The organism is Halosegnis rubeus, from assembly GCF_009184545.1.
GTDB classification, from domain to species: domain Archaea; phylum Halobacteriota; class Halobacteria; order Halobacteriales; family Haloarculaceae; genus Halosegnis; species Halosegnis rubeus.
In genome coordinates this window covers 689101-713058 of sequence record NZ_QJOW01000001.1, presented here as the reverse complement: position 1 = coordinate 713058, position 23958 = coordinate 689101, and the positions used below count along the sequence as shown (strand labels likewise).

28 protein-coding genes are annotated in these 23958 nt (G+C 65.1%); 16 read left to right on the top strand and 12 right to left on the bottom strand.

Features of this window, described 5'->3' with window-relative positions:
• Nucleotides 1-31: 31 nt before the first annotated feature.
• From DMP03_RS03850 to DMP03_RS03835, 4 genes are all read left to right on the top strand, one after another.
• The gene (locus tag DMP03_RS03850; RefSeq protein ID WP_152119384.1) at nucleotides 32-868 is read left to right on the top strand and encodes an RAD55 family ATPase; all 837 of its coding nucleotides are present in this window, start codon (nucleotides 32-34) and stop codon (nucleotides 866-868) included.
• A 63-nt stretch (nucleotides 869-931) separates the two neighbouring features.
• Entirely contained in the window at nucleotides 932-1618 is a 687-nt protein-coding gene (locus tag DMP03_RS03845) for a hypothetical protein (protein WP_152119383.1), read from the top strand.
• Nucleotides 1615-2157: a hypothetical protein gene (locus DMP03_RS03840; RefSeq protein WP_152119382.1), complete on the top strand. Its 543-nt coding sequence runs from the start codon at nucleotides 1615-1617 to the stop codon at nucleotides 2155-2157. The genes DMP03_RS03845 and DMP03_RS03840 overlap by 4 nt, the downstream gene beginning before the upstream one ends.
• A 42-nt stretch (nucleotides 2158-2199) precedes the next feature.
• Nucleotides 2200-2574, top strand: coding sequence for an RPA12/RPB9/RPC11 RNA polymerase family protein (locus tag DMP03_RS03835; RefSeq protein ID WP_152119381.1), 375 nt, complete (start codon nucleotides 2200-2202; stop codon nucleotides 2572-2574).
• Here the strand turns inward: DMP03_RS03835 and DMP03_RS03830 are convergent.
• Genes DMP03_RS03830 through DMP03_RS03820 form a run of 3 tightly spaced genes read right to left on the bottom strand, consistent with a single transcriptional unit; the run spans nucleotide 2571 to nucleotide 4333 of the window.
• Nucleotides 2571-3047 (bottom strand): GNAT family N-acetyltransferase, encoded by a 477-nt coding sequence (locus tag DMP03_RS03830; RefSeq protein ID WP_152119380.1) that lies wholly within the window; start codon nucleotides 3045-3047, stop codon nucleotides 2571-2573. The two genes, DMP03_RS03835 and DMP03_RS03830, sit on opposite strands and share 4 nt — an antisense overlap.
• Before the next feature lie 12 nt (nucleotides 3048-3059).
• Nucleotides 3060-3710, bottom strand: a complete 651-nt coding sequence (locus tag DMP03_RS03825) for a metal-dependent hydrolase (protein WP_152119379.1) — start codon at nucleotides 3708-3710, stop codon at nucleotides 3060-3062.
• Nucleotides 3710-4333, bottom strand: a complete 624-nt coding sequence (locus DMP03_RS03820; RefSeq protein ID WP_152119378.1) for a hypothetical protein — start codon at nucleotides 4331-4333, stop codon at nucleotides 3710-3712. The genes DMP03_RS03825 and DMP03_RS03820 overlap by 1 nt, the downstream gene beginning before the upstream one ends.
• Before the next feature lie 51 nt (nucleotides 4334-4384).
• Between DMP03_RS03820 and DMP03_RS03815 the strand changes: the two genes are divergently transcribed.
• The gene (locus tag DMP03_RS03815) at nucleotides 4385-5092 is read left to right on the top strand and encodes a helix-turn-helix domain-containing protein (RefSeq protein WP_152119377.1); all 708 of its coding nucleotides are present in this window, start codon (nucleotides 4385-4387) and stop codon (nucleotides 5090-5092) included.
• On the opposite strand, the gene DMP03_RS03810 is transcribed toward DMP03_RS03815, so the two are convergent.
• The 5 genes from DMP03_RS03810 to DMP03_RS03790 form a co-directional block, all read right to left on the bottom strand.
• The gene (locus DMP03_RS03810; RefSeq protein WP_152119376.1) at nucleotides 5089-5322 is read right to left on the bottom strand and encodes a DUF7385 family protein; all 234 of its coding nucleotides are present in this window, start codon (nucleotides 5320-5322) and stop codon (nucleotides 5089-5091) included. The genes DMP03_RS03815 and DMP03_RS03810 overlap by 4 nt on opposite strands.
• A 43-nt stretch (nucleotides 5323-5365) precedes the next feature.
• Nucleotides 5366-6703 (bottom strand): hydroxymethylglutaryl-CoA synthase, encoded by a 1338-nt coding sequence (gene hmgB / locus DMP03_RS03805; RefSeq protein WP_152119375.1) that lies wholly within the window; start codon nucleotides 6701-6703, stop codon nucleotides 5366-5368.
• A gap of 48 nt (nucleotides 6704-6751) precedes the next feature.
• Complete coding sequence (locus DMP03_RS03800; protein WP_152119374.1) at nucleotides 6752-7330, bottom strand: hypothetical protein; 579 nt, start codon at nucleotides 7328-7330, stop codon at nucleotides 6752-6754.
• Nucleotides 7331-7337: 7 nt separating this feature from the next.
• Nucleotides 7338-9095, bottom strand: a complete 1758-nt coding sequence (locus tag DMP03_RS14175) for a hypothetical protein (RefSeq protein WP_172967059.1) — start codon at nucleotides 9093-9095, stop codon at nucleotides 7338-7340.
• A 71-nt stretch (nucleotides 9096-9166) separates the two neighbouring features.
• Nucleotides 9167-9772, bottom strand: coding sequence for a DUF2150 family protein (locus DMP03_RS03790; RefSeq protein ID WP_075936633.1), 606 nt, complete (start codon nucleotides 9770-9772; stop codon nucleotides 9167-9169).
• Nucleotides 9773-9866: 94 nt separating this feature from the next.
• Here DMP03_RS03790 and DMP03_RS03785 point away from each other — a divergent pair, with 94 nt between their 5' ends.
• Entirely contained in the window at nucleotides 9867-11174 is a 1308-nt protein-coding gene (locus DMP03_RS03785) for an NAD(P)/FAD-dependent oxidoreductase (RefSeq protein WP_152119372.1), read from the top strand.
• Nucleotides 11175-11191: 17 nt separating this feature from the next.
• Here DMP03_RS03785 and DMP03_RS03780 read toward each other — a convergent pair whose 3' ends face one another.
• Nucleotides 11192-11791, bottom strand: coding sequence for a DUF6149 family protein (locus tag DMP03_RS03780; protein WP_152119371.1), 600 nt, complete (start codon nucleotides 11789-11791; stop codon nucleotides 11192-11194).
• 106 nt (nucleotides 11792-11897) lie between these two features.
• On the opposite strand from DMP03_RS03780, the gene DMP03_RS03775 reads away from it, so the two are divergent.
• Complete coding sequence (locus DMP03_RS03775) at nucleotides 11898-13142, top strand: NAD(P)/FAD-dependent oxidoreductase (protein ID WP_152119370.1); 1245 nt, start codon at nucleotides 11898-11900, stop codon at nucleotides 13140-13142.
• A gap of 80 nt (nucleotides 13143-13222) precedes the next feature.
• Here DMP03_RS03775 and hpt read toward each other — a convergent pair whose 3' ends face one another.
• Entirely contained in the window at nucleotides 13223-13792 is a 570-nt protein-coding gene (hpt, locus tag DMP03_RS03770) for a hypoxanthine/guanine phosphoribosyltransferase (RefSeq protein ID WP_152119369.1), read from the bottom strand.
• Between the two features lie 245 nt (nucleotides 13793-14037).
• On the opposite strand from hpt, the gene DMP03_RS03765 reads away from it, so the two are divergent.
• The 9 genes from DMP03_RS03765 to DMP03_RS03725 are packed head-to-tail and all read left to right on the top strand — an operon-like array spanning nucleotide 14038 to nucleotide 21963.
• Nucleotides 14038-15126, top strand: coding sequence for a monovalent cation/H+ antiporter subunit E (locus DMP03_RS03765; RefSeq protein ID WP_225870809.1), 1089 nt, complete (start codon nucleotides 14038-14040; stop codon nucleotides 15124-15126).
• Nucleotides 15123-15398: a cation:proton antiporter gene (locus DMP03_RS03760; protein WP_152119368.1), complete on the top strand. Its 276-nt coding sequence runs from the start codon at nucleotides 15123-15125 to the stop codon at nucleotides 15396-15398. The genes DMP03_RS03765 and DMP03_RS03760 overlap by 4 nt, the downstream gene beginning before the upstream one ends.
• Complete coding sequence (gene mnhG / locus DMP03_RS03755) at nucleotides 15395-15715, top strand: monovalent cation/H(+) antiporter subunit G (protein ID WP_152119367.1); 321 nt, start codon at nucleotides 15395-15397, stop codon at nucleotides 15713-15715. Before DMP03_RS03760 ends, mnhG begins: the two co-directional genes overlap by 4 nt.
• A complete protein-coding gene (locus DMP03_RS03750; protein ID WP_152119366.1) occupies nucleotides 15712-16248 on the top strand; it encodes a DUF4040 domain-containing protein in 537 nt (178 codons plus the stop codon). The genes mnhG and DMP03_RS03750 overlap by 4 nt, the downstream gene beginning before the upstream one ends.
• Complete coding sequence (locus DMP03_RS03745; protein WP_152119365.1) at nucleotides 16245-16712, top strand: MnhB domain-containing protein; 468 nt, start codon at nucleotides 16245-16247, stop codon at nucleotides 16710-16712. The genes DMP03_RS03750 and DMP03_RS03745 overlap by 4 nt, the downstream gene beginning before the upstream one ends.
• On the top strand, nucleotides 16709-17071 hold the full coding sequence (locus DMP03_RS03740; protein WP_152119364.1) for a cation:proton antiporter subunit C: 363 nt from the start codon (nucleotides 16709-16711) through the stop codon (nucleotides 17069-17071). The genes DMP03_RS03745 and DMP03_RS03740 overlap by 4 nt, the downstream gene beginning before the upstream one ends.
• Entirely contained in the window at nucleotides 17064-18560 is a 1497-nt protein-coding gene (locus DMP03_RS03735; protein ID WP_152119363.1) for a monovalent cation/H+ antiporter subunit D family protein, read from the top strand. The genes DMP03_RS03740 and DMP03_RS03735 overlap by 8 nt, the downstream gene beginning before the upstream one ends.
• Nucleotides 18557-20185: a proton-conducting transporter transmembrane domain-containing protein gene (locus DMP03_RS03730; protein WP_152119362.1), complete on the top strand. Its 1629-nt coding sequence runs from the start codon at nucleotides 18557-18559 to the stop codon at nucleotides 20183-20185. The genes DMP03_RS03735 and DMP03_RS03730 overlap by 4 nt, the downstream gene beginning before the upstream one ends.
• Nucleotides 20185-21963: a Na(+)/H(+) antiporter subunit D gene (locus DMP03_RS03725; RefSeq protein WP_152119361.1), complete on the top strand. Its 1779-nt coding sequence runs from the start codon at nucleotides 20185-20187 to the stop codon at nucleotides 21961-21963. Before DMP03_RS03730 ends, DMP03_RS03725 begins: the two co-directional genes overlap by 1 nt.
• Here DMP03_RS03725 and coaBC read toward each other — a convergent pair whose 3' ends face one another.
• Entirely contained in the window at nucleotides 21964-23124 is a 1161-nt protein-coding gene (gene coaBC, locus DMP03_RS03720) for a bifunctional phosphopantothenoylcysteine decarboxylase/phosphopantothenate--cysteine ligase CoaBC (protein WP_152119360.1), read from the bottom strand.
• Between the two features lie 25 nt (nucleotides 23125-23149).
• Nucleotides 23150-23899 (bottom strand): FAD-binding protein, encoded by a 750-nt coding sequence (locus DMP03_RS03715; RefSeq protein ID WP_152119359.1) that lies wholly within the window; start codon nucleotides 23897-23899, stop codon nucleotides 23150-23152.
• Nucleotides 23900-23958: the final 59 nt, after the last annotated feature.

Here is a 23958-nt window from a genome sequence, read left to right as displayed (position 1 = left end):
GTTTATCAGTAGACGAACTGTACGCAACCCCATGAGACGTACCACGTTCGGCATCCGCCGGCTCGACACTACCATCGGCGGGGGTGCGCCGGCCGGCAGTCTCGTGTTACTCTCCGGCGAGGCAGGAGCGGGCGCACGGGAGTTCGCCTACACGGCAGCGGCGATGAACGCGCTCCAGTCGGTCGACGAGGACCTGTTCGACCTCTACTACGGCGACGTGACGCCGGGGGCAGAGCCGGCACCGAACGTCCACTACATCTCCTTCACTGCCGAGGGGCCGCGGCTCCGCCGCGAGATGGCGTTCGTGCTCGACGAGGAGATCACCGACGCCGCGACCGAGAACATCACCTTCCACGACCTCTCGACCGAGTACTTCCGCGTCTCGCCGGTCCCCCACGACTGGTACTCGAACCGGACAGCGAGCATCACGAGCCTCGGTGGGGACGAGGACCGCTCGACCGTACCCGAGGCGCTCGGCGACGTGTTGTCAGACCACGCGACCGATAACTTGGTCATCATCGACTCGCTGACCGACCTCATCAGCGCCGCCGGCGAAGATATGTCGTGGGCCGCCATCCCGAAACTGCTGAAGGGTATCACACGGGCCACCTACGAGTGGGGTGGGTTGGTGCTCGTGTTGTTGAACCACGAGACGCTGTCGAGTGAACGCCACGGTCAGCTGGTCGACGCCGCGGACGGGTCGTTTCTCTTCGAGTGGGAGTCGGGTGGCTCGACCCGGGCACGGACGCTCGTCGTCCGGCAGTTCCGCGGCATTCTCTCGGCCATCGAAGACGAGGACATCGTCCAGTTCGAAACGGAAATCGGCGATGCGGGCTTCGATATCAGCGACGTGCGCAAGATTCGGTAGCCGTCGCCACGGCGTGTCGGTTAGCCAAATCCTTTTTGATGGTGGGTTCTAAAAATAGTCGAGATGGCCACAGAGTCCGAAAGTAGCCGACTTTCCATCCGACTCCCCCCCGACCTCGAGTCGTGGCTGGAGGAGTTGGCCGACGAACGCGGGATGGACCGCGACCGGCTGCTGGAGCGACTGCTGGAGGCGAACCAACGTGCCCTCAAGCAGGGCGACGGCGGCGAACTCTCCGTCCGGGTCGACGAGTTGGAGTCCGAGTTCGACGAGAAAATCGACGATATCCGTTCGCGCGTCCTCCAGCTCAAGCGGCAGACGGAGGCGAAAGCGCCGGCCGACCACGAACACGACGAGTTCGACCAGTTCGACACGCTCGAAGACCAGCTCACACAGATTACACAGACGGTCTCGACGCTGGAAGCGGACATCGAGGAGCTCGCGAACGCCGTCGAGACCCACGACGAAGCGCTGGAGACGACACAACAACGGCTCCGCCGCGTCGCGGCCGCAGTCGTCCGTCTCCAACAGCAGGCAGGCCGTGACGACGACGACCGGCTGACGAAGCTACGCGATATCGCCGCCCAGCGCGGCTTCGAGACGGCGACCTGCCGCGCCTGCGGGAACTCCGTCAACATCAGTCTGCTCTCGGAGGCGGTCTGTCCACACTGTTCGACCGAGTTCGGCGACATCACGGGCAGTAACGGCTTCTTTTCGACGCCCAAGCTGGTCGCCGGGAGCAGCGACCAGTGAGTGACGACGCCGACGCTGACGACGAGGGATTCGACGTGGAGTTCGAGAACGCCGACGAGTTCGACGAGCAGTTCGACATCGACCCCGACGACGAGGCAGACCTCGACGTGGATGTCGAGGCGGAGCCGTTCCGGAGCAACGACCACACACCGGAGACGACACCGGCGGACGAAGAGGATCCACTCGCCGCGTTCGACACGCCCGGCGATGAGCCGCTTGGCGACGACGTGTTCGACGAGATGGACACCGGCTCCGAGTTCGACGACGCGGACGTGTTCGACCTCATCGAGGAAGAGCCCGAGTCGGACACGGACGGCGACCTGCTCGAGTTACAGGAGGTAGAGGCGGTCGACGACGGAGCAATCGTTCCGAAGAGCCAGTACTGCGAGCAGTGTGAACACTTCAGCGCGCCTCCCGAGATGGCGTGTGAAAACGCCGGCACGACGATCCACGAGCTGACCGACCTCGACCACGTGCGTGTGACGAACTGTCCGGTGGTGACCGAGCGGACGCAGATGCGGTCGCGCGACAGCGAGTGACGTGTCCGGGCACTTTTCGGCGTCCGTACCCCACGTCGGCGTATGCAGTTTTGTGACGAGTGCGGCTCGATGATGCACGTTGTCGAGCAAAGCTCGACAGGCAGTCGGAATCCACTGGATTCCGACGACGCTGACGGCGACCGGATGGTCTGTTCGTCGTGCGACCACGCGACCGCGAAGGACGCGTCGCTGGCCGACGACTACACCTCCACGGAGGCACAAGACGACAGCGACGTCATCGAGACGACCGAAGACGCCAACTTCGAGGGAAAGCCGACTGACGACACCGTCCGGTGTGACGAGTGTGGCCACGGGGTCGCGTGGTACACCATCAAACAGACCGGCAGCGCCGACGAACCGCCGACGCGCTTTTTTAAATGCAAAGAGTGTGGCCACCGCTGGCGCGAGTACAGCTAAAGATCGCGTGCAACCATCTCCCCCCAGCGCGTGAAGCCGTACCGGTCGTAAAACCCCTTCGCACGCTCGTTTTCTCCATCCACGTCGAGCACGAGTCTGTCCAGCGGGAGCGACTGCTCGCGGGCGCAGGCGAGTCCTCGCTCCATCAGGTCGTCGGCGACGCCCGTCCCGCGGTATTCGGGGACGACGTACACCTCGTTGAGGACGGCGGCGTCCCAGACGAATACGAGCCGTTCAGGGATCAAGAACAGGTAGCCGACGAGGTCGCCGTCGCGCTCGGCGACGAACAGACACTCCTCGTCGTCGGTACACCGGCGGACCCACGCGAGCCAGTCCGTGCGGTAATCGCCGGTGAGCTTCGCGTCGTAGGCTGCGGCCTTCGTCTCGTCGTCGGTGTCGCCCATGGCTGTCTCGAAGGCGCGCTTGAGTCGCCACAGCGCGTCGGCGTCGTCCGAGTCGTAGGGTCGAATCACACCGAATGGGGACTACGCGCTCGCTTCAGTGTCCCGGAGTCCGAGCCACGTCGCGAGACAGCCGGCGAGCGCGAGCGTGACGTGCCAGCCGCGGAAGACGACAGGGAAGATGCGCTCGGTTCCCGGCTCTTCTGCTCCCCGCGAAGGGTCGACGCCGCTGGCGACGTGGACCGTCTCGGTCGACCCGCGCTGACCGACGTTCACGCCGCCGCACGTTTCCGGTTCGGGGAACTCGACGAAACTCTGGAACAGGCCCCGACCGGTCTCGTAGCCGACGCGCCCGTCGACGGCGACGAACTGGTCGACGAGCGGGTAGAGCGGATTCACGCCGAGCGCGGTGAACATGTCGAGACCGATTCCGGCCGCGACGTACGCGAACAGCCCGGTCCAGAGTCGCGGGACGTCACCGGGGGCGAGTCGAACGCGGAGCCAGTCTGACCGTGCCGTCCCGTGCCAGAAGACGAGCGCGAGCAGTCCCGGCGCGAGCAGGCTGTGCAACATCGCCCGGTGGGTCGACGCCACGACGAGAGAAGTGAACGTATCGAGGTCGGGGAGGATACAGGCAGCGACGATCACAACGACAGCACGCCGGTCGAACCGTACACCGAGGAGTGCAGCGCCACACAGCAGACCGAACGCGACGTGGACGACGGTCGACGGCATCAGCTCTCACCCCGTGTCTGGTCCACGAGTCGAAGCCCGACCACGGCGACGGCGACGAGCGCGACCAGTAGCTCCCACCCGGCGTTAACGAGGACGGCACGCATCGTTCGGCCGTCGCCGGTGACGAACGGCGAGGGGACGACGTAGCCGCCGGCGACAGTTCCTCGGCCGGCCTTCGGGAGGAGTTCACCGCCGCCAAACTGCAGCTCGAAGAATGTGAAGCGTAGCCCCTCCGTCGTGCTGTACGCGAGCTGGCCGTAGACGGCGAAAAAGCGGTCGTGGAGCGGCCACAGCACGGCGGCGCTCTCGACGTTGAACAGGTCGAACGCCACGGCGACCGTGTACGCGAGCACCATCGCCCACGCGAGGCGTGTCTCGTCGTTACCGAGCCGTTCACGAAGACCGACGCGGCGGCTGGTGAGAAGCCCACCGGCGATGAATGGAAGCCAGACGTTGTGGAGGGCGGCGTTGTGGAGTCCGGGGTGGAGTACCGCGAGCACGGCATCGACATCCGGCAGCGCGGCGGCGACGGCGACGAGAGCGACCACACGGAGCGAGAAACGGTCGAGCACCGCCGCCGCCACCAGCAGTCCGGTCGCGACGGTGACGAGCGTGGTCACCATTGCCACGGCTGGGTGCGGAACCGCAATAAGCGTCCGGACGGAGAGGGAGGCATGGACGACACGACGCGCCAACGGCTCGCCACCCACATCGCCGGCGAGGTGACGATGAGCGACGAGCCGGGTGCGACCCTACGCAAGTGGCGCGAGGAGTTCGACGTGACCGGCTCGACGCTCGCCGACGAACTCGACGTGTCGCCGTCGGTCGTCTCCGACTACGAGTCCGGGCGGCGCGACTCCCCTGGCGTCGGCATCGTGCGCCGGTTCGTCGACGGCCTGCTCGATATCGACGCGGCGCGGGGCGGGGACAGACTCCGCCAGTTCGCTCGCGTGCTCTCTGCCGGGTTCGACTCCGATATCGTCCACGACCTCCGGGAGTATCCGACGACCGTCCCGCTGCGGCGGTTCTACTCGGCCATCGGCGCGACCGAGGTCGTGGGGGGAAGCGACCACACCGTCGCCGGCCACACCGTCATCAACTCCATCGCGGCCATCTCCCGGCTGTCGAGCGAGGAGTTCTATCGCCTCTACGGCCAGTCCACGAACCGAGCGCTCGTCTTCTCGGACGTGACGCGCGGCGAGGGACCGCTGGTCGCACAGCGGGTCGTCACGCCGACGCCGACGGCGGTCGTGCTCCACGGGCTGTCGGAGGAGGAACTGTGGGAGCACGCGCCGGCGCTGGCAAAGACCGACGGCTACTCGCTCGCGGTGACCGACGAACCGCTCGATGACGTGTTGGACACCCTCCGCGGGCTTCCCTAGGGTTTGTGCGTGAAGATGACGGCGTCGCCCTCGTGGGTGGTGACACACAGATCGAGTTCGAGTGAGAGTTCGAGGCTGTTGTACTCGTCCGTACAGACCACTGCGTCGTCGAACGGCTCGTCGCAGGCCGGACAGGCCATCGCGACGGTGTTTCGGTAGCTGTCGATGCCGTCGGCCGATTCGATCGGCGTGACCGACGAGATGAACTCCTCGTACTCTGCGTCGTCCATATCCGGCGATACAACCGAGGGAGTATAGTTCTACGCCTTGTGCTCACTCGACGTAGCGGTACTTGCGCTCGCCCATCCGTCCCCAGCCGTCGAAGACGAACTCCGCGTCCGGTGCCGTGAACTCCTCGTAATCGCGGTCCTTGGAGTGGTCGTGGGCGTCGTGGACCGTCTCGTACTCGGCGAAATCGAGGTCGTAGCGCGCCTCGACCTGCTCGTCGATGTTGAGCTGTGTGATTTCCTCTTTCCACCCCTCCTGGACGGTCTCGTGGTGAACCTCCGCCTGCGCGCCGGAGCCGTAGGAAGCGACGAACAACCGCTCGTCGGTCATGTCACGCCCCGCCTCGTGGGCGCGCTTGAGGGCCGCCAGCCGCGCGACGTGGACCGAGCCGGTGTACCAGTTCCCGACGTGGCGAGCGATGTCGAGCGTCGGGTCGATAGTCGCCTCGTACCACTCCTGATACCGAGTCGTCTCTTTCAGTTCGTCGGTGTAGTCGCTGACGGCATCGAGGAACGTCTCCTCGTCGTCGAACTCGGCTTCGCGGGGCTGCATGCCGATCTGTTCGGCCAACGCCTCCTCGATCTCCGTGTCGCGGGTGATGTGCCGGTACGCGAGCAGGGCGGCCTTCCGGACCATCCCCGGGAACGGGGTGTGGAACGGCGCGTACACAAAGTCGTCGGGGTGTATCTCGCCCGCGACGGACTCGTAATCCTCTACGGCCTCGCGCATCCGCGCGAGATACACCTGCACGGAGCGCTTGCCGTCGACGCTCGGGAACTGCTGGTTCGGCTTCAGGAAGTCCGTCTCGTCGGCACTGCCGTACCCCTGCTCGTCCGACAGCGTCACCAGCGACGGGTCCTCGGAGATGAGCATGGCGACCGCACCGGCACCCTGTGTCGCCTCGCCGGGGTCACCGCGCGCGTAGAGTGCCGTGTCCGTCGCGACGACGATGGCCGCCCGCCCGCGATTCCGACCCGCCCGAATCCAGTTGTACGCGTCGTCGATTGCCTGCGTCCCTGCGACACAGGCGAACTTCCGTTCGCCCTTGTTGGCGTGGTGGAAGTCGCCGTCGAAGGTCTGTTCGAGACAGCCTGCGATGTACGTCGAAATCGGCTTGGAGTTGTCGAACGACGACTCCGTCGCCACGTCGATACGCCCGATATCGTCGGGTTCGAGGTCGTTACGCTCCATCAGCCGCTTCGAGGCGTTCGCGCCCATCGTGACGATATCCTCGTACGTGTCCGGGAACGAGGACTCGTACAGCCCCAGTCCCTTGGTGTACTTGCCGGGGTCGTCGCCCTTCTCAGGCGCGAACGTCTCCGCTAAGTCGAGTTTGAGCTTGCCGGTCCAGATTTCCGCCGCGTCGATTCCGACATCGATCATACCTCTCGCTCGGAGAGCAGGTATAAGGGTCTGACGACGGCGAGTTCGTCAGTAGTCGAAAATGTATTCTTCCTCTTCTTCCTCTTCTTCCTCTTCTTCCTCTTCTTCCGTTGACGTAGACTCCGGCGTCGGAGTCGCTGTCGATGTCTCGCCGGGGACGTACGTATCCGGCGTGAGCGTCGGGACAACCTCCTCAATCGTCGATATCGACGCGAGCACGTCACCGCTGTCGGTGATGAATCGGACCGAGATGCTCGATTCCAACTGTTCAGGTGGGAACTCAGTCAAGGTAGCGAGGTCCCCGCGCCACACGTTGCCCGCGCTGAACGTCTCGTCCGTCTGTTCGGGCAGTTCTACCCCGTTTAGCGTTCCACTGGTGAGCTGAATCTCGGTCGTTGTGTTGGCCCGGACTAACAGTTGTAGTTCGTCAGCCTGTACGCTATCTCCACCCATGTGGGTGAGCGTAAGCTCGCCTCCCTCGATTTCGGCGTTGACGTTCGCCTCGGCGTCGAGACCTTGATCGACGACGTTCGTGACGACCGCGCCACCGGCGACTACCCCGACCGTGACGAACACCCCCATGAGGAGGATTGGACCGATGGTCGAGGACTGTGCACGAGAGTTCATACCCTCGCTATGCCTGCTCACTTTGATCAAGCCCTGCCGTGATCTCTTCTCTGTACCGATTCCCGTTGGACTCGAACTCGATAACGAGAGTTACTGTTCTACCTTCCAGATTGACGGGCGCTCCACCCGAGTCTTGGAATTCGTTCAGCTTGAGGACGACACCGCTATCCGAATCGATATCTCCTTTCTGATCGAACTCGACGGACTGACCGAGCTCGACAGGATTCTGGACGATTTTCCCAGCATTGTTATTACCGTCGAAGTACGCAACAATCCCGTAGCTATCGTCACCTTTGTTGACGTAGTCGGAGACATCTAATCGGCTCGCAGCGCTGGCACTGACGTCGGTGTTTAGTGAAACTATCTCGTCAATCTGCGTGTTTCCCCGGGTGTTTACTATGCCGATTTTCGCCGCTGCGTACTCACCGTCGTAACTGTCATCTATCTCAAGATCAATCGCAGTCGGCGCGGTGTTCGCATCACCGTCGTCGGTTTCGAGGAAGGTGTTGATGGTGCCGTCACTCGGGTTGAACTCCCGTGATAATGTCACCGTATCGCCATCAACCGCCGTTCCGGTGACGGTCACGATGTAGTCCTCTTTATTTGCGTAGTTGCCGCTATCCGGCTGAACCTCCAGGTTCGATCTGGAGAATGTCGTTTGTCCACCGAGGTCACCGGCGGAGAATGTCCCGGATTTCCCACTCCCATCGATTGGCTCGACGGTGATGTCAACGCTTTCCAATCCGCTATCGGTGTCAGTGACCTCCAAGTCACTGATAGTAAGCTTCGACCTGTCCGTTTGGCTGATATCAAGCTCGAACGTCGGAATGATCGGTCCAGAGCCGCCACTTCCGGGGTCACCACCACCGCCACCACCGCCGCCTCCACCACCACCGCCGCCACCCGGAATCGGTGCGATAGCGGCGAGCCCGCTCGGCGGCGTCGAATCCATCCCGACCTCCGTACAGACGATGTCGTAGTCGCCGGCGAGGTCGATTGTTACCTCGCCGCTCGCGACCGAGAGGCTGTCAACGCCGGGCGCACCTTCGAGGTCAGACACCGAATCGTAGCCGAGGGCTTCTGCCCACGTCGGTGCCTCCGCACTCGTCGGGAGCGTGACTACGGGGTCGGTGACGGTCTGGCTACTCGTCGTCCCGCTGTAGAGGTCAACGGAAATCGACTCGGTGCCCGACTGTTGGGTGTCACCGAACAGCGCGACGAGATTCACGACGCCGTTCTCATTATTGTTGGTAGTGCTAGGGCCGTCCTCACCGAACAGCAGTCGGGCACGCGTCTGAACGCGTTCGGTCCCGTCGTCGAACTCGTTGAACACAAACGTGTTCTCGTACTTCGTCGTCGGCGCGTTGTTGTAGTAGCTGTAGTTGGGCGTGTAGCTCGCGCGAACCGTCTGATCGGGACCGGGACAGACGTTGCCGTCGCTGTTGGTCACCGTGATATCGCCGCGGTCGGTCGTCGCGAACCGACCGTTCGCCGACGGAGCGTTGAGTGCGAAGATGCGGACGGGGAAGTTCTCGCCGAGTTGGATTGAGGATGCGCCGTTCTCGCCCGCGTTGGCGGCACGGACGATGGTGTTGCGCGTGTCGGCGATGTCGCGCTGGACTGCCTGATTGTGGTCGAGCTCGACCTGCTGGTTCTGCTGTGGGACGATGACTGCCTGATAGGAAGCGAAGGCGATAATCGCGAATGCGAACAGGATGATAACGCCGACCTGGACCGACTGGCCCCGTGTATCATCCCGGAACATACAGATGGTACTGGTTCGCGATACGGACGTATAAGCGTCGTGGGGTCAGTCGTCGGGGAACGGCGACCGGCTCAGGCTTCCTCGACGAGCTCGGGGTCCGAGAGCGCGTCCTGCAGGGAGTCGAGGCCGTTGACCCACTCGGCGACGTAGCCGTACTCGAGGTCGGCGGCGATGCTGCTCACGTCGGTGTCGGTGCCGTCGATGACGAGCGTGCCGGCCTGGGCACAGTAGTTGAACGCGGTGTCGAACTCCTCGTCGGCCTCGGCGTCGACGGCTGCTTGGATGTTGGCCGCGACGGTTCCCTCCTCTGGGGTGCCGCTGACGACGAACGCCTCGGCGGAGGCGGCGACGCAGTGGAGCGCCATCTGGACGGAGTCGACGAGCATCGCCTTGTCCTCATCGTCGATAGCCACGTCGTCGAGGACGACGGCGGCGAACGCTTCGAGCTCGTCGAGCGCCTCGTCCTCGTCGAGCAGGTCATCGCGGTAGGCCGTGATGATCTTCGCGACGGCGATGGCCGCGTCGTCCTGCAGGTTCAACAGGAGCCGGGCGGAGTCCTCGTTTTCGGGGTCGATATCCTCGTCTTCGAGTCGGGTGAGCCAGTTGTTCCACCGCTCCTCGCTGTAGAACTCCTCTGGTAACTCTCTGTCGCCCTCGGCGCTCTCGTCGGTGCTCATGTCTCCGCAGTCACACAGCCAGCGGTATAAGCGTTTCAAGCTACGGTCGCCAGAACGATGGAAAGACCCATACCACAGACTCCGAAGTATGGGTATGATTGCTGTCGTCGGCGGTGGTATCGCCGGGCTCGCCGCGGCGTACCGCCTCCAGCAGGCCGGCCACGACCCGACCGTCTTCGAGGCGTCCGACACCGTCGGCGGGTTGGCGGCCACCTACGAGACCGAGGGCGACCCCATCGAGGCGTACTATCACCACCTCTCTGCCACGGAGGAGACGATCGTCGAGTTGGCCGAAGAACTCGGCGTCGACGACCGACTGGACTGGCTGTGGGGCCACGACTCCTACTACGTCGACGGCGTCGTCCATCCCCTGAACACGGCGTGGGAGATCGCCGCCTACCCGCACCTGAGCTTCCACGACAAGTTCCGGCTCGGCATGCTCACGCTCGGGGTTGACGTACGTGGCGGCATTCCCAGTTTCGACAGCTACGACGACCTCGAAGCCTACGAGCACGTTCCCATCAAGGAGTTCCTGCTCGAACACACGACGCAGGGGGTCTACGATTTCTTCTTCGAACCACTCCTGCGTGCGAAGTTCGGCTCGCGCAAAGAGGACGTGTCTGCGGCGTGGCTGCTCGGCCGCATCCAGTTCCGCGGTGAGCGCGACCTGCTGAAAGGCGAGAAGCTCGGCTACTTCGACGGGAGCTTCGCCGTGCTCGTGGACGCGCTCGTGGAGGCGGTCGGCCGCGAGAACGTCGAGACCGGCGCGCGGGTCCAGGATATCGACTTCGGCGAGTCCGTCCAGTCACTCACCATCGAGCAGGGCGGGACGGCGACCGAACACGCCGTCGACGACGTGGTCGTCACGACGATGCCCCACCTGCTCGAACGCTGGACCGGCTACGAGTGTGACATCGAGTTCCAGGGATCGGTGTGTGCCGTCGTCGGGATGGACGAACCGGTGACGGACACCTACTGGCTCAACATCGCCGACGAGGCACCCTTCGGCGCGCTCATCGAGCACACGAACTTCGTCTCGCCAGAGCGCTACGGCGGCGAACGTCTGCTCTACTGTGCGAGCTACATCCAGAGTCAGGACGAAGAGCTGTGGCAGCTTTCGGACGACGAGATTCGTGACCGCTGGCTCGGCGGCATCGAGGACATGTTTCCGGAGTTCGACCGCGACTCCGTGAACTGGATGGAGATTGCTCGCAATCCCCGCACCGCACCCATCTACGAGCGTGGCTATCTCGATATGGTGGTCCCCTACGATTTGGCTGGCGACATCGCCGACAGCATCTACTACGCGGGGATGGCCTCGCGTGCACAGTACCCGGAACGGTCGCTCAACGGCGGAATCGAGGCTGGCTACGCGGCGGCTGACGCGCTGTTAGAAGAATAGAACGGAGCGTCGTCGGCTCAGTCGTCAGCAGGGGCGTCCTCGTCGGCGACGCCCGGCGACTGCTCCAGTGACACGTCTTCCGGCTCCTCGGTGTCGCCGCCCTTCTGAATCTGCTCGCCGTCGTCCAGATACACGTCGTCGGCGAAGCCGGCGACCGCGTTCTCGAAGGCACCGTCCTCCATCGCCTCGGGTGTGGCGGGTGCATCGGCGATGCCGCCGACGGGTCGGAAATTACCGAGCGGGTCGTCGATGGTGATGGTGTGTGCGGCGAAGAACGACTCGTAGCGGCGGTAGTGCTCCTCCAGTTCGTCGCCGGGGAACTCCATCATCTCCGCCCAGCCGTGATTGAAGAAGTCGAAGTTCGCCTGAATGTGGGTGACTTCACGCGCCTCGGCCTCGGTGAAGCCGGCTTCGAGGGCGGCGACGTAGGTGTCCATCGTGGCGGCGAAGAAGTCATCGAGGTGGGCTTCCCGCTCGTCGCGGTTGGACTCGTCCGTCTTATCGAGGAAGATGCGGGTGTGTAAATCGACGAGCTTCGCGCGTGCCTTCTCGCCGATGACGGGTGTCGTGAGTGCCTTCTTCGCGGCCCAGTGGCGGACGTTCTGTCGGAGTTTCATGCCTCCGTTTGGTCTCGCGTGTGTTTGAATCCAGCGGCGAGCCGCGACGACGCGCGTGACGCGCGAAGATAGCAATTCCCTTTAGTGGTGATACCGAATGTATGGTATGAGTTCGTCGTACGTCATCATCGGCGACGGTATCGCCGGCAGTTCCGCTGCGGAGACACTGCACGATGCGGAACCCGACGCCGACATCACCGTCATCACCGACGAGGGAGAGGCGCTGTACAACCGGATTCTCATCAAGGAATTCGCAAAGGGCCGGATGCCCGAGGCTCCCATCTCCATTCACAGCCCTGACTGGTACGGCGAGCGGGGTATCGACCTCCAGTTGAACACCCACGTCACGACCGTCGACACCGACGGCCACAGCGTCGAGACCCACTCCGGCGGGAGCTACGAGTACGACAAGCTGCTCGTCGCGACGGGCGGGACGCCGACACAACTTCCCGTCGACAACTCCGACGTCGAGGGGATCGAGCACTTCTGGACCTTCGAGGACGCCCGCGCCATCAAGGAGGGGGCACAAGCGGCAGAAAACGGCGTCATCGTCGGTGCCGGACTGCTTGGGATCGACCTCGCGGCCATCTGTGGTGCACAGGACGTGGAGGCGAACTACCTGATGCGCGGCGAGTGCTGGTGGCGCTACGCGCTCTCGCCGGAGGGGGCCGAAATCATCCACGACGCCCTGCGGGAGAAGAACGTCACGCCGGTCTTCGAGTCAGGCGTCGACCACTTCGAGACGGACGACGACGGGCACGTCACGGCCGCCGTTGACCCGAATGGCGAGCGCTTCAAGGCCGACTTCGTCGGCGCGGCCATCGGGCTGGATTTCAACACGGAGTTCCTGCGCGACACCGACATCGAACTCGACTGGGGCATCGTCACCGACGAGCACATGCAGACGAACGTCGAGGACGTGTACGCCGCGGGCGACATCACGCAGTTCCACGACGTGCTGCTCGGCGAGCGCGCACAGAACGGCGCGTGGGGGTCGGCAAAGGAGCAGGGCTCCGTCGCCGCCAAGAACATGCTCGGCGAGTGGGGCGAACCGTCCGAGACGTTCGAGTGGGTCTCCTCGTACTCGATTACCCACTTCGATTTCCCGTTCCTCTCCTTCGGTCACCCGACGCTCGGCGACGACGAGGTCGAGAAGAAATACTCCGACACGGAGTGGCGGCGCGTCGCCCTGAAGGACGGCAAGGTCGTCGGCGGCGTCCTCATCGGCGATCTCGCCCCGCAGTCGAAGCTCAAACAGCTCGCACGAGAGCAGGTCGACGTGTCCGACCAGAAGGACCTGCTCTTGGAGGAGACAATCGAGATAGAGAAGTTCGACGGCATCGAAGCGTAACGCGTCTCGCCGCCCCCTACTGCCGGAATTATAGCGACCACCAGTCTCGGACGCGAATCACACGAGGCGGCGCGAGTCGGTCAGTCGTCGCCGTCCTCGTCGACGATGACGACCTCGCCGTCCACCACGTCGACGTTGATGAGGGTCTTGACGTGGTACGGCGACTCGTCGACCTTGTTCTCGCCGCCGACCTTCTTGATGACGGCCACGACGTCCTGAATCTCGGCGTCGATGTCGTCGAGCGCACCGCAGATGGCCGCGAGCGTCCCGCCCGTCGAGAGTACGTCGTCCAGCACGAGCACGTTGTCGCCGGCGTCCACGTCGTTGATGTACATCTGTGACTCGGAGTAGCCGGTCTGTTGGAACAGTGGTTTCTCACCTTCCAGCCCGTACTCCCGTTTCCGGATGACGACGAGCGGGATGTCGGTCATCAGGGAGACGGCCGTGGAGATGTGGATACCCATCGCCGCGGGCGTGACGATCTTGTCGACGTCTTCGAGGTTCGCCTTCCGGATGATGCGGATGACGATCTCGCGCAGGAGCGACGGCTCCAACATCGGGACGCCGTCGGAGATGGGGTGGACGAAGTAGTGGTAGCCGTCCTTCTCGATAATCGGCGCGTCGTGGAGCGACTCGGCGAGTTGGTCCATGGTCCGCGTGAGAGAGCGGTGGGGTAAAAGGCTGTGAATCGGTGTAGTTCGACCGCGAGGCGGCCGCCGCGTGCCGACTGGACACTGATAGCGCGAACAGCCGAAACCGTGGGCGTTCGTTCAGTTTACGGCGGAAAATCGACGCCGGTAGCGCGGCGAAAGCAAGCGCTTTACCACGTGAGACTCAATCGCTCCACGAGAACGATGGCACTCACTACCGGCCGTTCCGACCTGCAGTCGTCCGGGTGGTACCGGTGACTGGGACGGGGTATCTCATCCCAGTCTCCGAGTCCCGCAGTGTCCGGAACACGGTCAGATACGCCGTCGAGCAGGCGACCGACCGCGCCGCCGAGACCGGCGAGTCTGTGACGCTTCGGTTCGTCTACCCGCTCTCGAAACGCCTCTCGTTCGACGAGGGCACTGGTGAGGCGGAACACGCCCGCTCGCTGCTCGACCGCGTCGAGGCGTGGGCGGACGAGGACCTCGGTGCCGACACCGAGTCGGCAGTCGAGGTGTACACCTCGCTCGTCGGGACCCGCGAGTATCTGTTCAGTCCGAGCGACTACGCCGACGTGCTCGCGGAGTACGCCCGGACGCACGGCATCGACGTCGTGGTGTTCGACCCCGACTTCGACCCGCTCGGAACGACGGCGCTGTTGCCGCCGATCGAGAACGAACTCCGCCGGGGCGACTTCGAGGTGGAGAAAGCGGCCGTCGCGCGAGCGCGCCGCGGGACCCTGCTCGTTCGGCGCGGCACCGTCGCGCAGTTCCTCGGGCTCGCGACTATCTCGACGCTGTTTTATCTGCTGTTGGCAGGCTCGCTCGCCCCCTTCGAACTCGCGACGGGGACCATCTCGGGGCTGGTCGTCGCCACGGCACTCTGGGGCATCTCGCTGACGACGCCGATACAGCCGGCCCAGATGGCCGGTCGCGTCGGTCGGCTGCTGTTGTACATCCCGTATCTCGTCTGGGAGGTCGTCGTGGCGAATTTGAAAATCGCCTACGTCGTGCTCCACCCGGACCTGCCAATCGACCCCGAGGTAGTGGAGTTCGACGCCGCCGTCTGGTCCGCGCTCCCGGTGACGACACTCGCCAACAGCATCACGCTGACGCCAGGCACCGTCACCGTCGACGTGACCCGGCGACACTTCACCGTCCACGCGCTCACGAAGGATTCGAAGGCCGGCCTGTTGGGCGGCTCACTCGAACGCGCGGTCCGGTTCGTCTTCTACGGGCGTTCCGCGGCCCGGATTCCGAGTCCCATAGAGCGGCGTGACACCGAAACGCAGTCCGACGGGGAGACCGAAGAGACCGAGGAGGCGGTCGACCGATGACGCTCACTACGGACATCCTGCTCGTGGCAGCTGCGGCGTTCACCGTCGCCTCGTTGGGTGGTCTCTACCGCATCGTCCGCGGCCCGACGATGCCCGACCGGGTCATCGCGGTCAACGTCCTCGGCTCGAACGTCGTCATCGTTATCGCCCTGCTCGCTGCGGCCATCGGTGAGCCGGGGGCACTCGACATCGCGCTCGTGTACGCGCTGCTCAACTTCCTGTTGAGCATCGCTATCTCGAAGTTCACCGTCGAGCGAGGTGGCGTGTTGTGACCCCCCGCGAGATCGCCATCCTCGTGATGACACTCGGCGGTGTCTTCTTCGCCGTCGTCGCCGTCGTCGGTCTCATCCGGCTCCCCGATCTCTACACCCGCGCACACAGCACCTCGAAGAGCGAGACGCTCGGGGCACTGCTGGCGCTGGGGGCGGTCGCGCTCGCGTTCGACGGAACCATGACGACGGTCAAGACCGTGCTGTTACTGCTGTTTATGTTCATCACCAATCCAACTGCCGCACACGCAATCGTGCGTGCGGCAGCCGAACAGGGTATCGAGCCGTGGACGACCGACGAGGAGGGGGATGAGGCGTGATTACGCCCGTCGAAGCCGCACTCCTGGTGTTCATCCTCTGTTGTGCGGTCGCGACCGCGCTGTTGCGCGACGTGCTCGCCGCGATTATCGCCTTCGGCGCGTACAGTCTCGGAATCGCCATCATCTGGGTGTTCCTGCGTGCCCCCGACGTGGGCCTCACCGAGGCGTCCGTCGGAGCAGGCGTCATGACCGTCCTGCTGTTGCTCACTATCGCGAAGACGACCCGACCGCCGGATGATCGCACCTTCGAGCAGGTGAACGTGCCCGCGCTCGCGGTGTCGGTCCTGCTCGTCGTTTCGCTGTCGGCGACGCTGTTTGCGCTGCCGGCCGTCGGAGCCAGCGACTCCGCCGTCGCCACCGACGAGGTGACGAACTACTATCTGGAAAATGCCTACGAGGAGTCACACGTCAAGAACGCCGTAACGGCGGTGCTCGCCTCCTACCGTGGCTTCGATACCTTCGGTGAGGCCGTCGTGGTCTACTCGGCCGGCATCGGGCTTATGATCGTCCTCAGACGGGAGGTGTTAGGATGAGCGCCGACCCAGTCGAAGAGCCGCAGGCCCCCTACGTCGAGAGTCCCATCATCATGACGACCGTCCGGGTCATCACGCCGTTCGTGTTCACGCTCGGGCTGTTCGTGATGTTCCACGGAGCCGACTCCTCGGGCGGCGGGTTCCAGGGCGGCGTCATCGTCGGCACCGTCGTCCTCATGCTCGGTATCGCCTTCGGTATCGAGACGACGCGCGACTGGATCGGGACGACCATCCCGGTCGGACTCGTCGGGCTGGGCGTGGTAGCCTTCTTGCTCGCCGGCATTGGCTCGATTCTGCTCGGCGGGGCATTCCTCCAGTACGACGTGTACCCAATCTACCACGCCGCCAAGTACGGCATGGAGTTCGTCGAGCTGGCGATCGGACTCATCGTCGCTGGCGTGGTGACGGGGCTGTTCTTCGTTATCGCCTCCGAAACGACGGACGACAAGGAGGTGGATCAATGACGGGACTGGAGGCGCTCGCCGACCGACTCTACTACCTGGCGGCGTTCCTGCTGTTGGGTATCGGCACCTACACCCTCATCGGGAGCCAGAACCTCGTGAAGAAGGTCATCGGGATGAACGTCTTCCAGACGGGTATCTTCCTGTTTTTCATCGCGGCTGCGTTCATCACCGGCGCGAGTCCGCCGCTATTGACCGCCCCGGCGCCGTACGTCTCGCCGCTTCCGCACGTCCTCATCCTGACCGCAATCGTCGTCGGGGTGAGTCTCACCGCAGTCGCGCTGGGACTCATCGTGCGCATCTACGACGAGTACGGGACGCTCAACGAGGAGACCCTCCGGGAGGTGCAGGCTGATGAGTGACCTCGCGCCGCTGCTCGTCGCGCTGCCGGTCTTCGGCTCCGTCGTCGCGCTGCTCGCGGGGCTCGCCCGCGACCGCGTCGGCTGGGCCGTCGCAGTGCTCACGCTCGTCGTCCAGACCGCCGTCGCGGGAACGCTGATGGCAGACGTGCTCGGGAGCGAGGCAATTCGCTACGTCGTCGGTGGCTTCACCGTCCCCATCGGCATCGAACTCGTCGTGGACGGGCTCTCGGCGACGATAGCGCTGCTCGTGGCCGTCGTCTCGCTCGGCGTGCTCGCGTACGCGCGACGGGCCGGACCGCGCTCGAACGCGTTCTACGTCATCTATCTCCTCCTCGTCGCGGGGCTGTCGGGGATGTCCATCACCGGCGACATCTTCAACATGTATGTCTTCCTCGAAATCACGGGACTGACCGCCTACGCGCTCGTCGCAAGCGGCGACGGCGGGCGCTCTGCGATTGCCGGCTTGAAGTACCTGCTCGTCGGGACTGTCGGGGCGTCGCTGTTCCTGCTCGGCATCGGCTTCGCGTACATCGCGACCGGGACCCTCAACATGGGCGACCTCGCGACGCAGCTTGCCGAGGTGGGCTACGGTTCGCCGCTCGTGCTCGCCGCGTTCGGCCTGCTCGTCGTCGGCTTGTTCGTCAAGATCGCCGTCTTCCCGCTGCACACGTGGCAGCCGGCCGCCTACGCCGGTGCGCCCGACTCGGTGAGCGCGTTCATCTCCGCGCTCGTCTCGACGGTCGCCGCCTACGCGCTGATTCGCATCGTGTTCACCGTCTTCGGGACGGAGTTCCTCGCGGCGACGCCGCTCGCGAGTACGGTGCTCGCGGCCGGTGCGGTCGTCAGTATCGTCGTCGGGAGTCTGCTCGCCGTCTCACAGAGCGAGCTGAAACGGATGCTCGCGTACTCGTCCGTCTCGCAGTTCGGTCTCATCGTCGGTGCCGTCGCCGTCGGCAACGTCGTCGCGCTCACCGGCGCGGCAATCCATCTCGTCGGCCACGCCATCATGAAGGGCGGGCTGTTCCTGGCCGTCGGGCTCGTGAACGACGTGACGGGCGCACGCACCGTCGACGAGTACGCCGGCCTCGCGAAGCGGTCGCCGGTCGGCGCAGCAGCGTTCAGCGTGCTCGCCGTCGCGATGGTCGGCGTGCCGCCGGCCGTCGGCTTCGTCGGCAAGTGGTACATCGCGCTTGGCGCGGTCGAGGCCGGCGCGTGGCCGCTCGTCGTCGTCATCTTCGCGAGCACCTTGCTGACGCTCGCGTACTTCGCCCGAGTGGTCGAACGCATCTACTTCCGTGACTCGACGGAGACGAGCGGCCTCGCCCCGACGGCGACCGACGGCGGCGAAGACGACGCGCCCGAGCCGGTCGTCTCGGTCGGGATGCGGGCGACGGTAGTCGCGGCGGCCGTCGTCGCCGTCGCACTCGGTGCCGTCGCCGCCGGCTACGGCGACTTGCTCGAACCAACGATAGAGGGGCTTCTCTCATGACCGAAATCATATCGCTCAGACCGCTGCTTGCAGTGCTCGTCTCGGCCGTCGCCGTCGCGCCGATTCTCGCCTCCCGCGGCCGGCCGAACCTCCGGGAAGCGTGGACCATCCTCGCGGCCGTGACGAAGTTCGGACTCGTCGCCAGCATGGTGCCGGCCGTCCTCGCCGGCGACGTGTACGTCACCGACCTCGGAGCGTTCGTCCCGGGCGTGAACTTCGCGCTCGAGGCCGACGCGCTCGGCCTGCTCTTCGGGCTGCTCGCGAGCCTGCTGTGGGTCGTAACCAGCTTCTACAGCATGGGCTACATGCGCGGACTCGACGAGGACCACCAGACCCGCTACTTCGCCTCCTTCGCGGGGAGCGTCTCCGCGGCCATCGGCATCGCCTTCGCTGGGAACCTGCTCGTGTTGTTCGTGTTCTACGAGCTGTTGACCGTCGCGACGTACCCGCTCGTCACGCACGACCAGACGACGGAGGCCCGTGCTGCCGGCCGCAAGTACCTCACCTACACCTTCGGGGGTGGCGTGGCGGTTCTCGCGGGGACCGTACTCGTGTACGTGCTCGCCGGGACGACCACGTTCACTCCCGGCGGCATCGCCGACCTCGCGACGACCGACCCGACGCTCGCGAGCGCCGCCTTCGGCCTGCTCATCCTCGGATTCGGCGTGAAGGCCGCGCTGATGCCGCTGCACTCGTGGCTGCCCGATGCGATGGTCGCTCCGACGCCCGTCTCGGGTCTGCTCCACGCGGTCGCGGTCGTCAAGTCCGGCGTGTTCGGTATCGCTCGCGTCACGCTCGACGTGTTCGGACCGGATGCCGTCGCCGACCTGGGTCTCGGAATCGCGCTCGCGTTCGTCGCCGCGGCGACGCTCCTGATTTCGAGCGTTATCGCACTTCGTCAGGACAACCTCAAGCGTCGACTCGCCTTCTCGACGGTGAGCCAGCTCTCGTACATCGTGCTCGGAGTGGCTGTGGGGGTGAGCGTCGCCCCCGACCGCGCCGCCGCGTACGCGCTCGCGGGCGGACTGCTCCACATCCCCGCACACGCGTTCATGAAACTTACCCTGTTCTTCTGTGCGGGAGCCATCCACGTCGAGACTCACACCGACGACATCAGCGACATGGCCGGCATCGGCCGGCGGATGCCACTCACGATGACGGCATTCGGGGTTGCCTCCCTCGGGATGGCCGGCATCCCGCTCATCGCCGGCTTCGTCAGCAAGTACTTCATCCTCGTCGGGACGGTCTCGTCCGGGCAACTGCTGTTTACCGGCGCGCTGCTCATCTCTGGCGTCCTCAACATCGCGTACTTCTGGCCGGTGGTTTACACGGCCTTCTTCGAATCGCCCGACGACGGAAACTCGAAGCCATTGCTCGAATCGCCGTTCGGCGGCGACCGCGACGTGGCGACCGACGGTGGACACGAAGCCGAACACGGTGAGCACGGTCACGGCGACGGCTGGACCACAGCCGGCTGGCGCGGCGGCGAGTCCACGTGGCTCATGGTCGCGCCCATTCTCTTTGCCGCGGCCGGTTCCGTCGTGCTCGGAATCGTCCCCGACGCGGCAGTGTTCCTCCAGATCGTCCGTGCTGTCGTGGAAGGTGTGACGGGGGTGGTGCTCTGATGGAGCCGATTGTCCCACCGTTCGTCCCGGTCATTCTCGCGGCGCTGCTGTTGCCGCTGCTCGGTCAGAAATTCGGTCACGCAGTCGCCGGCGTTGCGACGTTCGCCGTCGTGCCGTACGTCTGGCTCGTCGACTCCGGTGCACACTTCACGAGCTTCGATTTGTTCGGCTTCGAGACGGTCATCTTCAACGTGGACCCGTTCTCGACGCTGATGGGGCTCATCTTCGCGTTCATCGGTGCTGTCGGCGTCCTCTACTCGTACTACAGCGACGCAGAGGCCATCCAGACTGCCTTCGCACTCAGCTACGTGGCGAGCAGCCTCGGAGCCGTCTTCGGCGGCGACTGGCTCACGCTCATCTTCTTCTGGGAGCTGATGGCCGTCACCAGCACCCTGCTGGTCTGGCACTACGGCGGGAAAGCCGTCCGTGCCGGCTTCCGGTACGCGATTCTCCACGGAATCGGCGGCACCCTGTTCCTCGGGGCGGTCATCTGGCACTTCGCCGAGACGGGGTCCTTCCTGTTCGCGAGCGTGCCCGGTGGCCCGGAGACGGCCGGTCTCGCCGGTCCCGTCGCGCCCGTGCTCGCCGCGCTCGGTGTCGGTGTCAACGTCGGCTTCATCGGGCTGCACGCGTGGCTGCCGGACACCTACCCGCGCCCGCACATCGCGGCCAGCGTCTTCCTGTGTGTCTACACGACCAAGACCGGCGTCTACGGGATGTACCGCGTCTTCCCCGACGACGGGAACGTCGCCGTCGCGTACATGGGTGGACTGATGGCCGTCTTCGGCGCGACGATGGCGCTGTTCCAAAACGACATGCGCCGGCTCCTCTCGTATCACATCCAGTCGCAGGTCGGCTACATGGTCGCGGGCGTCGGCATCGGCTCCGCGCTCGCACAGGCCGGCGCGTTCGCCCACGTGTTCAACCACATCCTCTACAAGGGGCTGCTATTCATGACCGCGGGCGTCGTCATCTACCGCACCGGCGAGGAGAGTCTGAAGAAGCTCGGCGGACTGGCCCGACAGATGCCCCTCACCGCCGGCGCGTTTAGCGTCGCCGCGCTGTCTATCGCCGGTTTCCCTGGTTTCAACGGATTCGTGAGCAAGGGCATCGTCATCTCCGGGAGTCACTACACCTTCCAGAAAGGACCGCTCGTGATTGGTGACTTCTACACCCTCGAGCTACTGCTGCTCGTCGGTGGCGTCGGCACCTTCATGTCGTTCATCAAGTTCGGCTACTACGCCTTCTTCCACGGCGAGTACGACGGCGAGGTGAAAGACGCCAACCGCGGCCAATCGGTCGCGCTGGTGACCGTGGCCGCGCTCTGTGTGTTCTTCGGTCTCTCCGACGGCTCGCTGTTCAGCATCCTCCCGTTCGACGTGACAGACGGGGCCGTCGTCGACCACGTCTACGTGACCTACACCACCGATCACATCATCGAGGGCGTCGCGCTCGCCGTGGCGGGCCTCGTCGGCTTCGCCCTCGTGAAGAAGCCGCTGTCGAAGCTCGGCCGCGTCCCTGACGTGGACAAGCTGTACAACCCGCTCAGCTTCTACGGGACGCGTGCGCTCGTCGTCGGCGTGACGGAACTGTACGCCGCGACCGACCGCGCCGTCGTCCGAGTCGCCGGCGGCGTCCAGCGTGCCGTCGCCGCACCCGACCGCGCCGTGGGCCGAGCCGTCGGCCGCGACCGCGTCCCGCTGGCGGCGGGAATTAGCTCGGGAATCGTGCTCGTCGTGTTGGTGGCGGCGGTCGTCGTCCTCGCGGCGGTCCTCTAATCAGAGTTCGACCGCGAGCTCGTCTGCGATGTCGTTCGCGACGGCCGTTTTCGGCCCCGTGTAACTCGTCGTCTCGGCCTCGCGGACGATGATGACACGCGTCTCGTCGCCGGCGAGCGCGTCCGCACGGTTCGCGACGACGAAGGAGAGACCGACCCGCGCCAGTTGCTCGCGCGCCGTCGCGACGAGACGCTCGTCGTCGCCTTCGGTTTCGAGCTTGAACCCGACCATCGTGAGGTCGGGAGCGCTCGCGCGGACCGTATCGAGCAGCTTCGGCGTCGGCTCCAGTTCGAGGGTGAGTTCGCCTCCCGAGCGAATCTTCTCGTCGCTCGCCTCGATGGTGTAATCTGAAATCGCAGCCGCGGACACGAGCGCGTCGGCGCCGCCACCGACCACCTCGACCGCCGTCTCGGTCATTTCGGCAGCCGACTCGACGCGTTCGACGCTCGCGTACGGTACGTCGGTCCCGTCGTGGAGCAGGGTCACGTCCGCGCCGCGAACGTAACAGGCCCGCGCCAGTGCGCGACCGGTCTTTCCCGAAGCGCGGTTCGTCAACACGCGGACGGGGTCGATTGTCTCGCTCGTCGGCCCGCTCGTGACGACGACGTGTTGGCCGGCGAGCGGGGAGTCGCCGGCGACTCGGGCCGTCGTGGTCACGATTGCCTCCTCGGTCGCGATCTTCGCTTTCCCCTCTTCGAGCCGCGGGTTGACGAAGGTGACGCCCCACGATTCCAGGGTGTCGAGCGAGTCGAGCACGCCCGGGTGGTCGTACATCGGCTCGTGCATCGCGGGCGCGACGACAAGGGGAACGCCCTGTCCGAGCGCGGTCGTCGCACACGTCGTGACGGTCGTATCGTCGATGCCGGCGGCGATTTTTCCGACGGTGTTCGCGGTCGCCGGGGCGAGCAGAAACACGTCCGCCCAGCCGTCCGCGCCGAACAGGTCGACGTGTTCGACCTTGCCGGTGATTTCGGTGACGACCTCGTTTTCCGTCGCGAACTCCAGTGCCCACGGGTGGATGATGCCCCGGGCGCTGTCGGTCATGACTGGCGTGACGTTTGCGCCCTCGCGTCGCAGTTCGTGGGCCAGTTCCACCGTCTTGACGGCGGCAATCGACCCCGAGACGCCGAGGACGACGTTCGTGTCGGCGAGTACGCTCATATCTCGGCTCCGTGGGGCGGGCTAATCAGTGTTCGCCGTCGTCCTCGCGGGCGGCGACGACAGACGGGTGCATCGTCGGCCCGTCAGGCTGTGGCTCCTCGAACGCCTCGCGCATCCGCTCGTTCGCGCGCGCCTCGCGGTCGCGCCGCTCGTCGGCAGGAATCTCCACGCAGCCTGGCGGTACATCGCGACCGCGCTCGGTGAAGTACCCCTCGGGCGTGACCCAGTCGTGGTAGTAGGGGATATCGGCATCGTGGATGAGCGCGAGCGCGGCCGTCGCGCCGTGGCCGGCACAGATAATCGTCTGGTGTGGCTGTTCAGCGAGTCGACCAGCCGCGTACAGTCCGTCCATGCCAGTTCGACCGGTCTCGTCGGCGTCGATGAACGTCTTCGATCCGCGGTCGAGAAAGCCGACCCCGTCGATGTCGGCGAGGTACGAGGCATCCGACCATGAGGCCGCGACGACAGCGTCGGCCGTGAACGACGTTCCGTCGGCGGTTTCGACGGCGAAGCCGTCGGCGGTCGGTTCGACCCGTGCAACTCGTCCTTCTGTGAACGCCGCGCCGGCCTCCTGTGCCCCCTCGACACAGAGTTCGAGAAATGTGCGGGCGTTCACTCCACGCGGGAAGCCGAGGACGTTCTCTAAGTGTGCGTTGCGGGCGAGCGTCGACTCGCCGTCCGTGACGACCGTCGTGTCGACGCCGGCGCGGGCGGTGTAGGTAGCCGCTGTCAGCCCCGCGACTCCGCCGCCGACGATGACCGCGTCGGTGCTCATACGCGAGGGTACGAGCCGACGGGCCTGAAGCTCACGGTCGCGCCGCCCCGGAGTGTTTA

Bases quoted from the DNA above. Each gene is read 5' to 3' on its own strand.
- DMP03_RS03850 (WP_152119384.1), top strand. From the start codon at position 32: ATGAGACGTACCACGTTCGGCATCCGCCGGCTCGACACTACCATCGGC.
- DMP03_RS03845 (WP_152119383.1), top strand. From the start codon at position 932: ATGGCCACAGAGTCCGAAAGTAGCCGACTTTCCATCCGACTCCCCCCC.
- DMP03_RS03835 (WP_152119381.1), top strand. From the start codon at position 2,200: ATGCAGTTTTGTGACGAGTGCGGCTCGATGATGCACGTTGTCGAGCAA.
- DMP03_RS03825 (WP_152119379.1), bottom strand. From the start codon at position 3,710: ATGCCGTCGACCGTCGTCCACGTCGCGTTCGGTCTGCTGTGTGGCGCT.
- DMP03_RS03820 (WP_152119378.1), bottom strand. From the start codon at position 4,333: ATGGTGACCACGCTCGTCACCGTCGCGACCGGACTGCTGGTGGCGGCG.
- DMP03_RS03815 (WP_152119377.1), top strand. From the start codon at position 4,385: ATGGACGACACGACGCGCCAACGGCTCGCCACCCACATCGCCGGCGAG.
- DMP03_RS03810 (WP_152119376.1), bottom strand. From the start codon at position 5,322: ATGGACGACGCAGAGTACGAGGAGTTCATCTCGTCGGTCACGCCGATC.
- hmgB (WP_152119375.1), bottom strand. From the start codon at position 6,703: ATGATCGATGTCGGAATCGACGCGGCGGAAATCTGGACCGGCAAGCTC.
- DMP03_RS03800 (WP_152119374.1), bottom strand. From the start codon at position 7,330: ATGAACTCTCGTGCACAGTCCTCGACCATCGGTCCAATCCTCCTCATG.
- DMP03_RS14175 (WP_172967059.1), bottom strand. From the start codon at position 9,095: ATGTTCCGGGATGATACACGGGGCCAGTCGGTCCAGGTCGGCGTTATC.
- DMP03_RS03790 (WP_075936633.1), bottom strand. From the start codon at position 9,772: ATGAGCACCGACGAGAGCGCCGAGGGCGACAGAGAGTTACCAGAGGAG.
- DMP03_RS03785 (WP_152119372.1), top strand. From the start codon at position 9,867: ATGATTGCTGTCGTCGGCGGTGGTATCGCCGGGCTCGCCGCGGCGTAC.
- DMP03_RS03780 (WP_152119371.1), bottom strand. From the start codon at position 11,791: ATGAAACTCCGACAGAACGTCCGCCACTGGGCCGCGAAGAAGGCACTC.
- DMP03_RS03775 (WP_152119370.1), top strand. From the start codon at position 11,898: ATGAGTTCGTCGTACGTCATCATCGGCGACGGTATCGCCGGCAGTTCC.
- hpt (WP_152119369.1), bottom strand. From the start codon at position 13,792: ATGGACCAACTCGCCGAGTCGCTCCACGACGCGCCGATTATCGAGAAG.
- DMP03_RS03760 (WP_152119368.1), top strand. From the start codon at position 15,123: ATGACGCTCACTACGGACATCCTGCTCGTGGCAGCTGCGGCGTTCACC.
- DMP03_RS03745 (WP_152119365.1), top strand. From the start codon at position 16,245: ATGAGCGCCGACCCAGTCGAAGAGCCGCAGGCCCCCTACGTCGAGAGT.
- DMP03_RS03740 (WP_152119364.1), top strand. From the start codon at position 16,709: ATGACGGGACTGGAGGCGCTCGCCGACCGACTCTACTACCTGGCGGCG.
- DMP03_RS03735 (WP_152119363.1), top strand. From the start codon at position 17,064: ATGAGTGACCTCGCGCCGCTGCTCGTCGCGCTGCCGGTCTTCGGCTCC.
- DMP03_RS03730 (WP_152119362.1), top strand. From the start codon at position 18,557: ATGACCGAAATCATATCGCTCAGACCGCTGCTTGCAGTGCTCGTCTCG.
- DMP03_RS03725 (WP_152119361.1), top strand. From the start codon at position 20,185: ATGGAGCCGATTGTCCCACCGTTCGTCCCGGTCATTCTCGCGGCGCTG.
- coaBC (WP_152119360.1), bottom strand. From the start codon at position 23,124: ATGAGCGTACTCGCCGACACGAACGTCGTCCTCGGCGTCTCGGGGTCG.
- DMP03_RS03715 (WP_152119359.1), bottom strand. From the start codon at position 23,899: ATGAGCACCGACGCGGTCATCGTCGGCGGCGGAGTCGCGGGGCTGACA.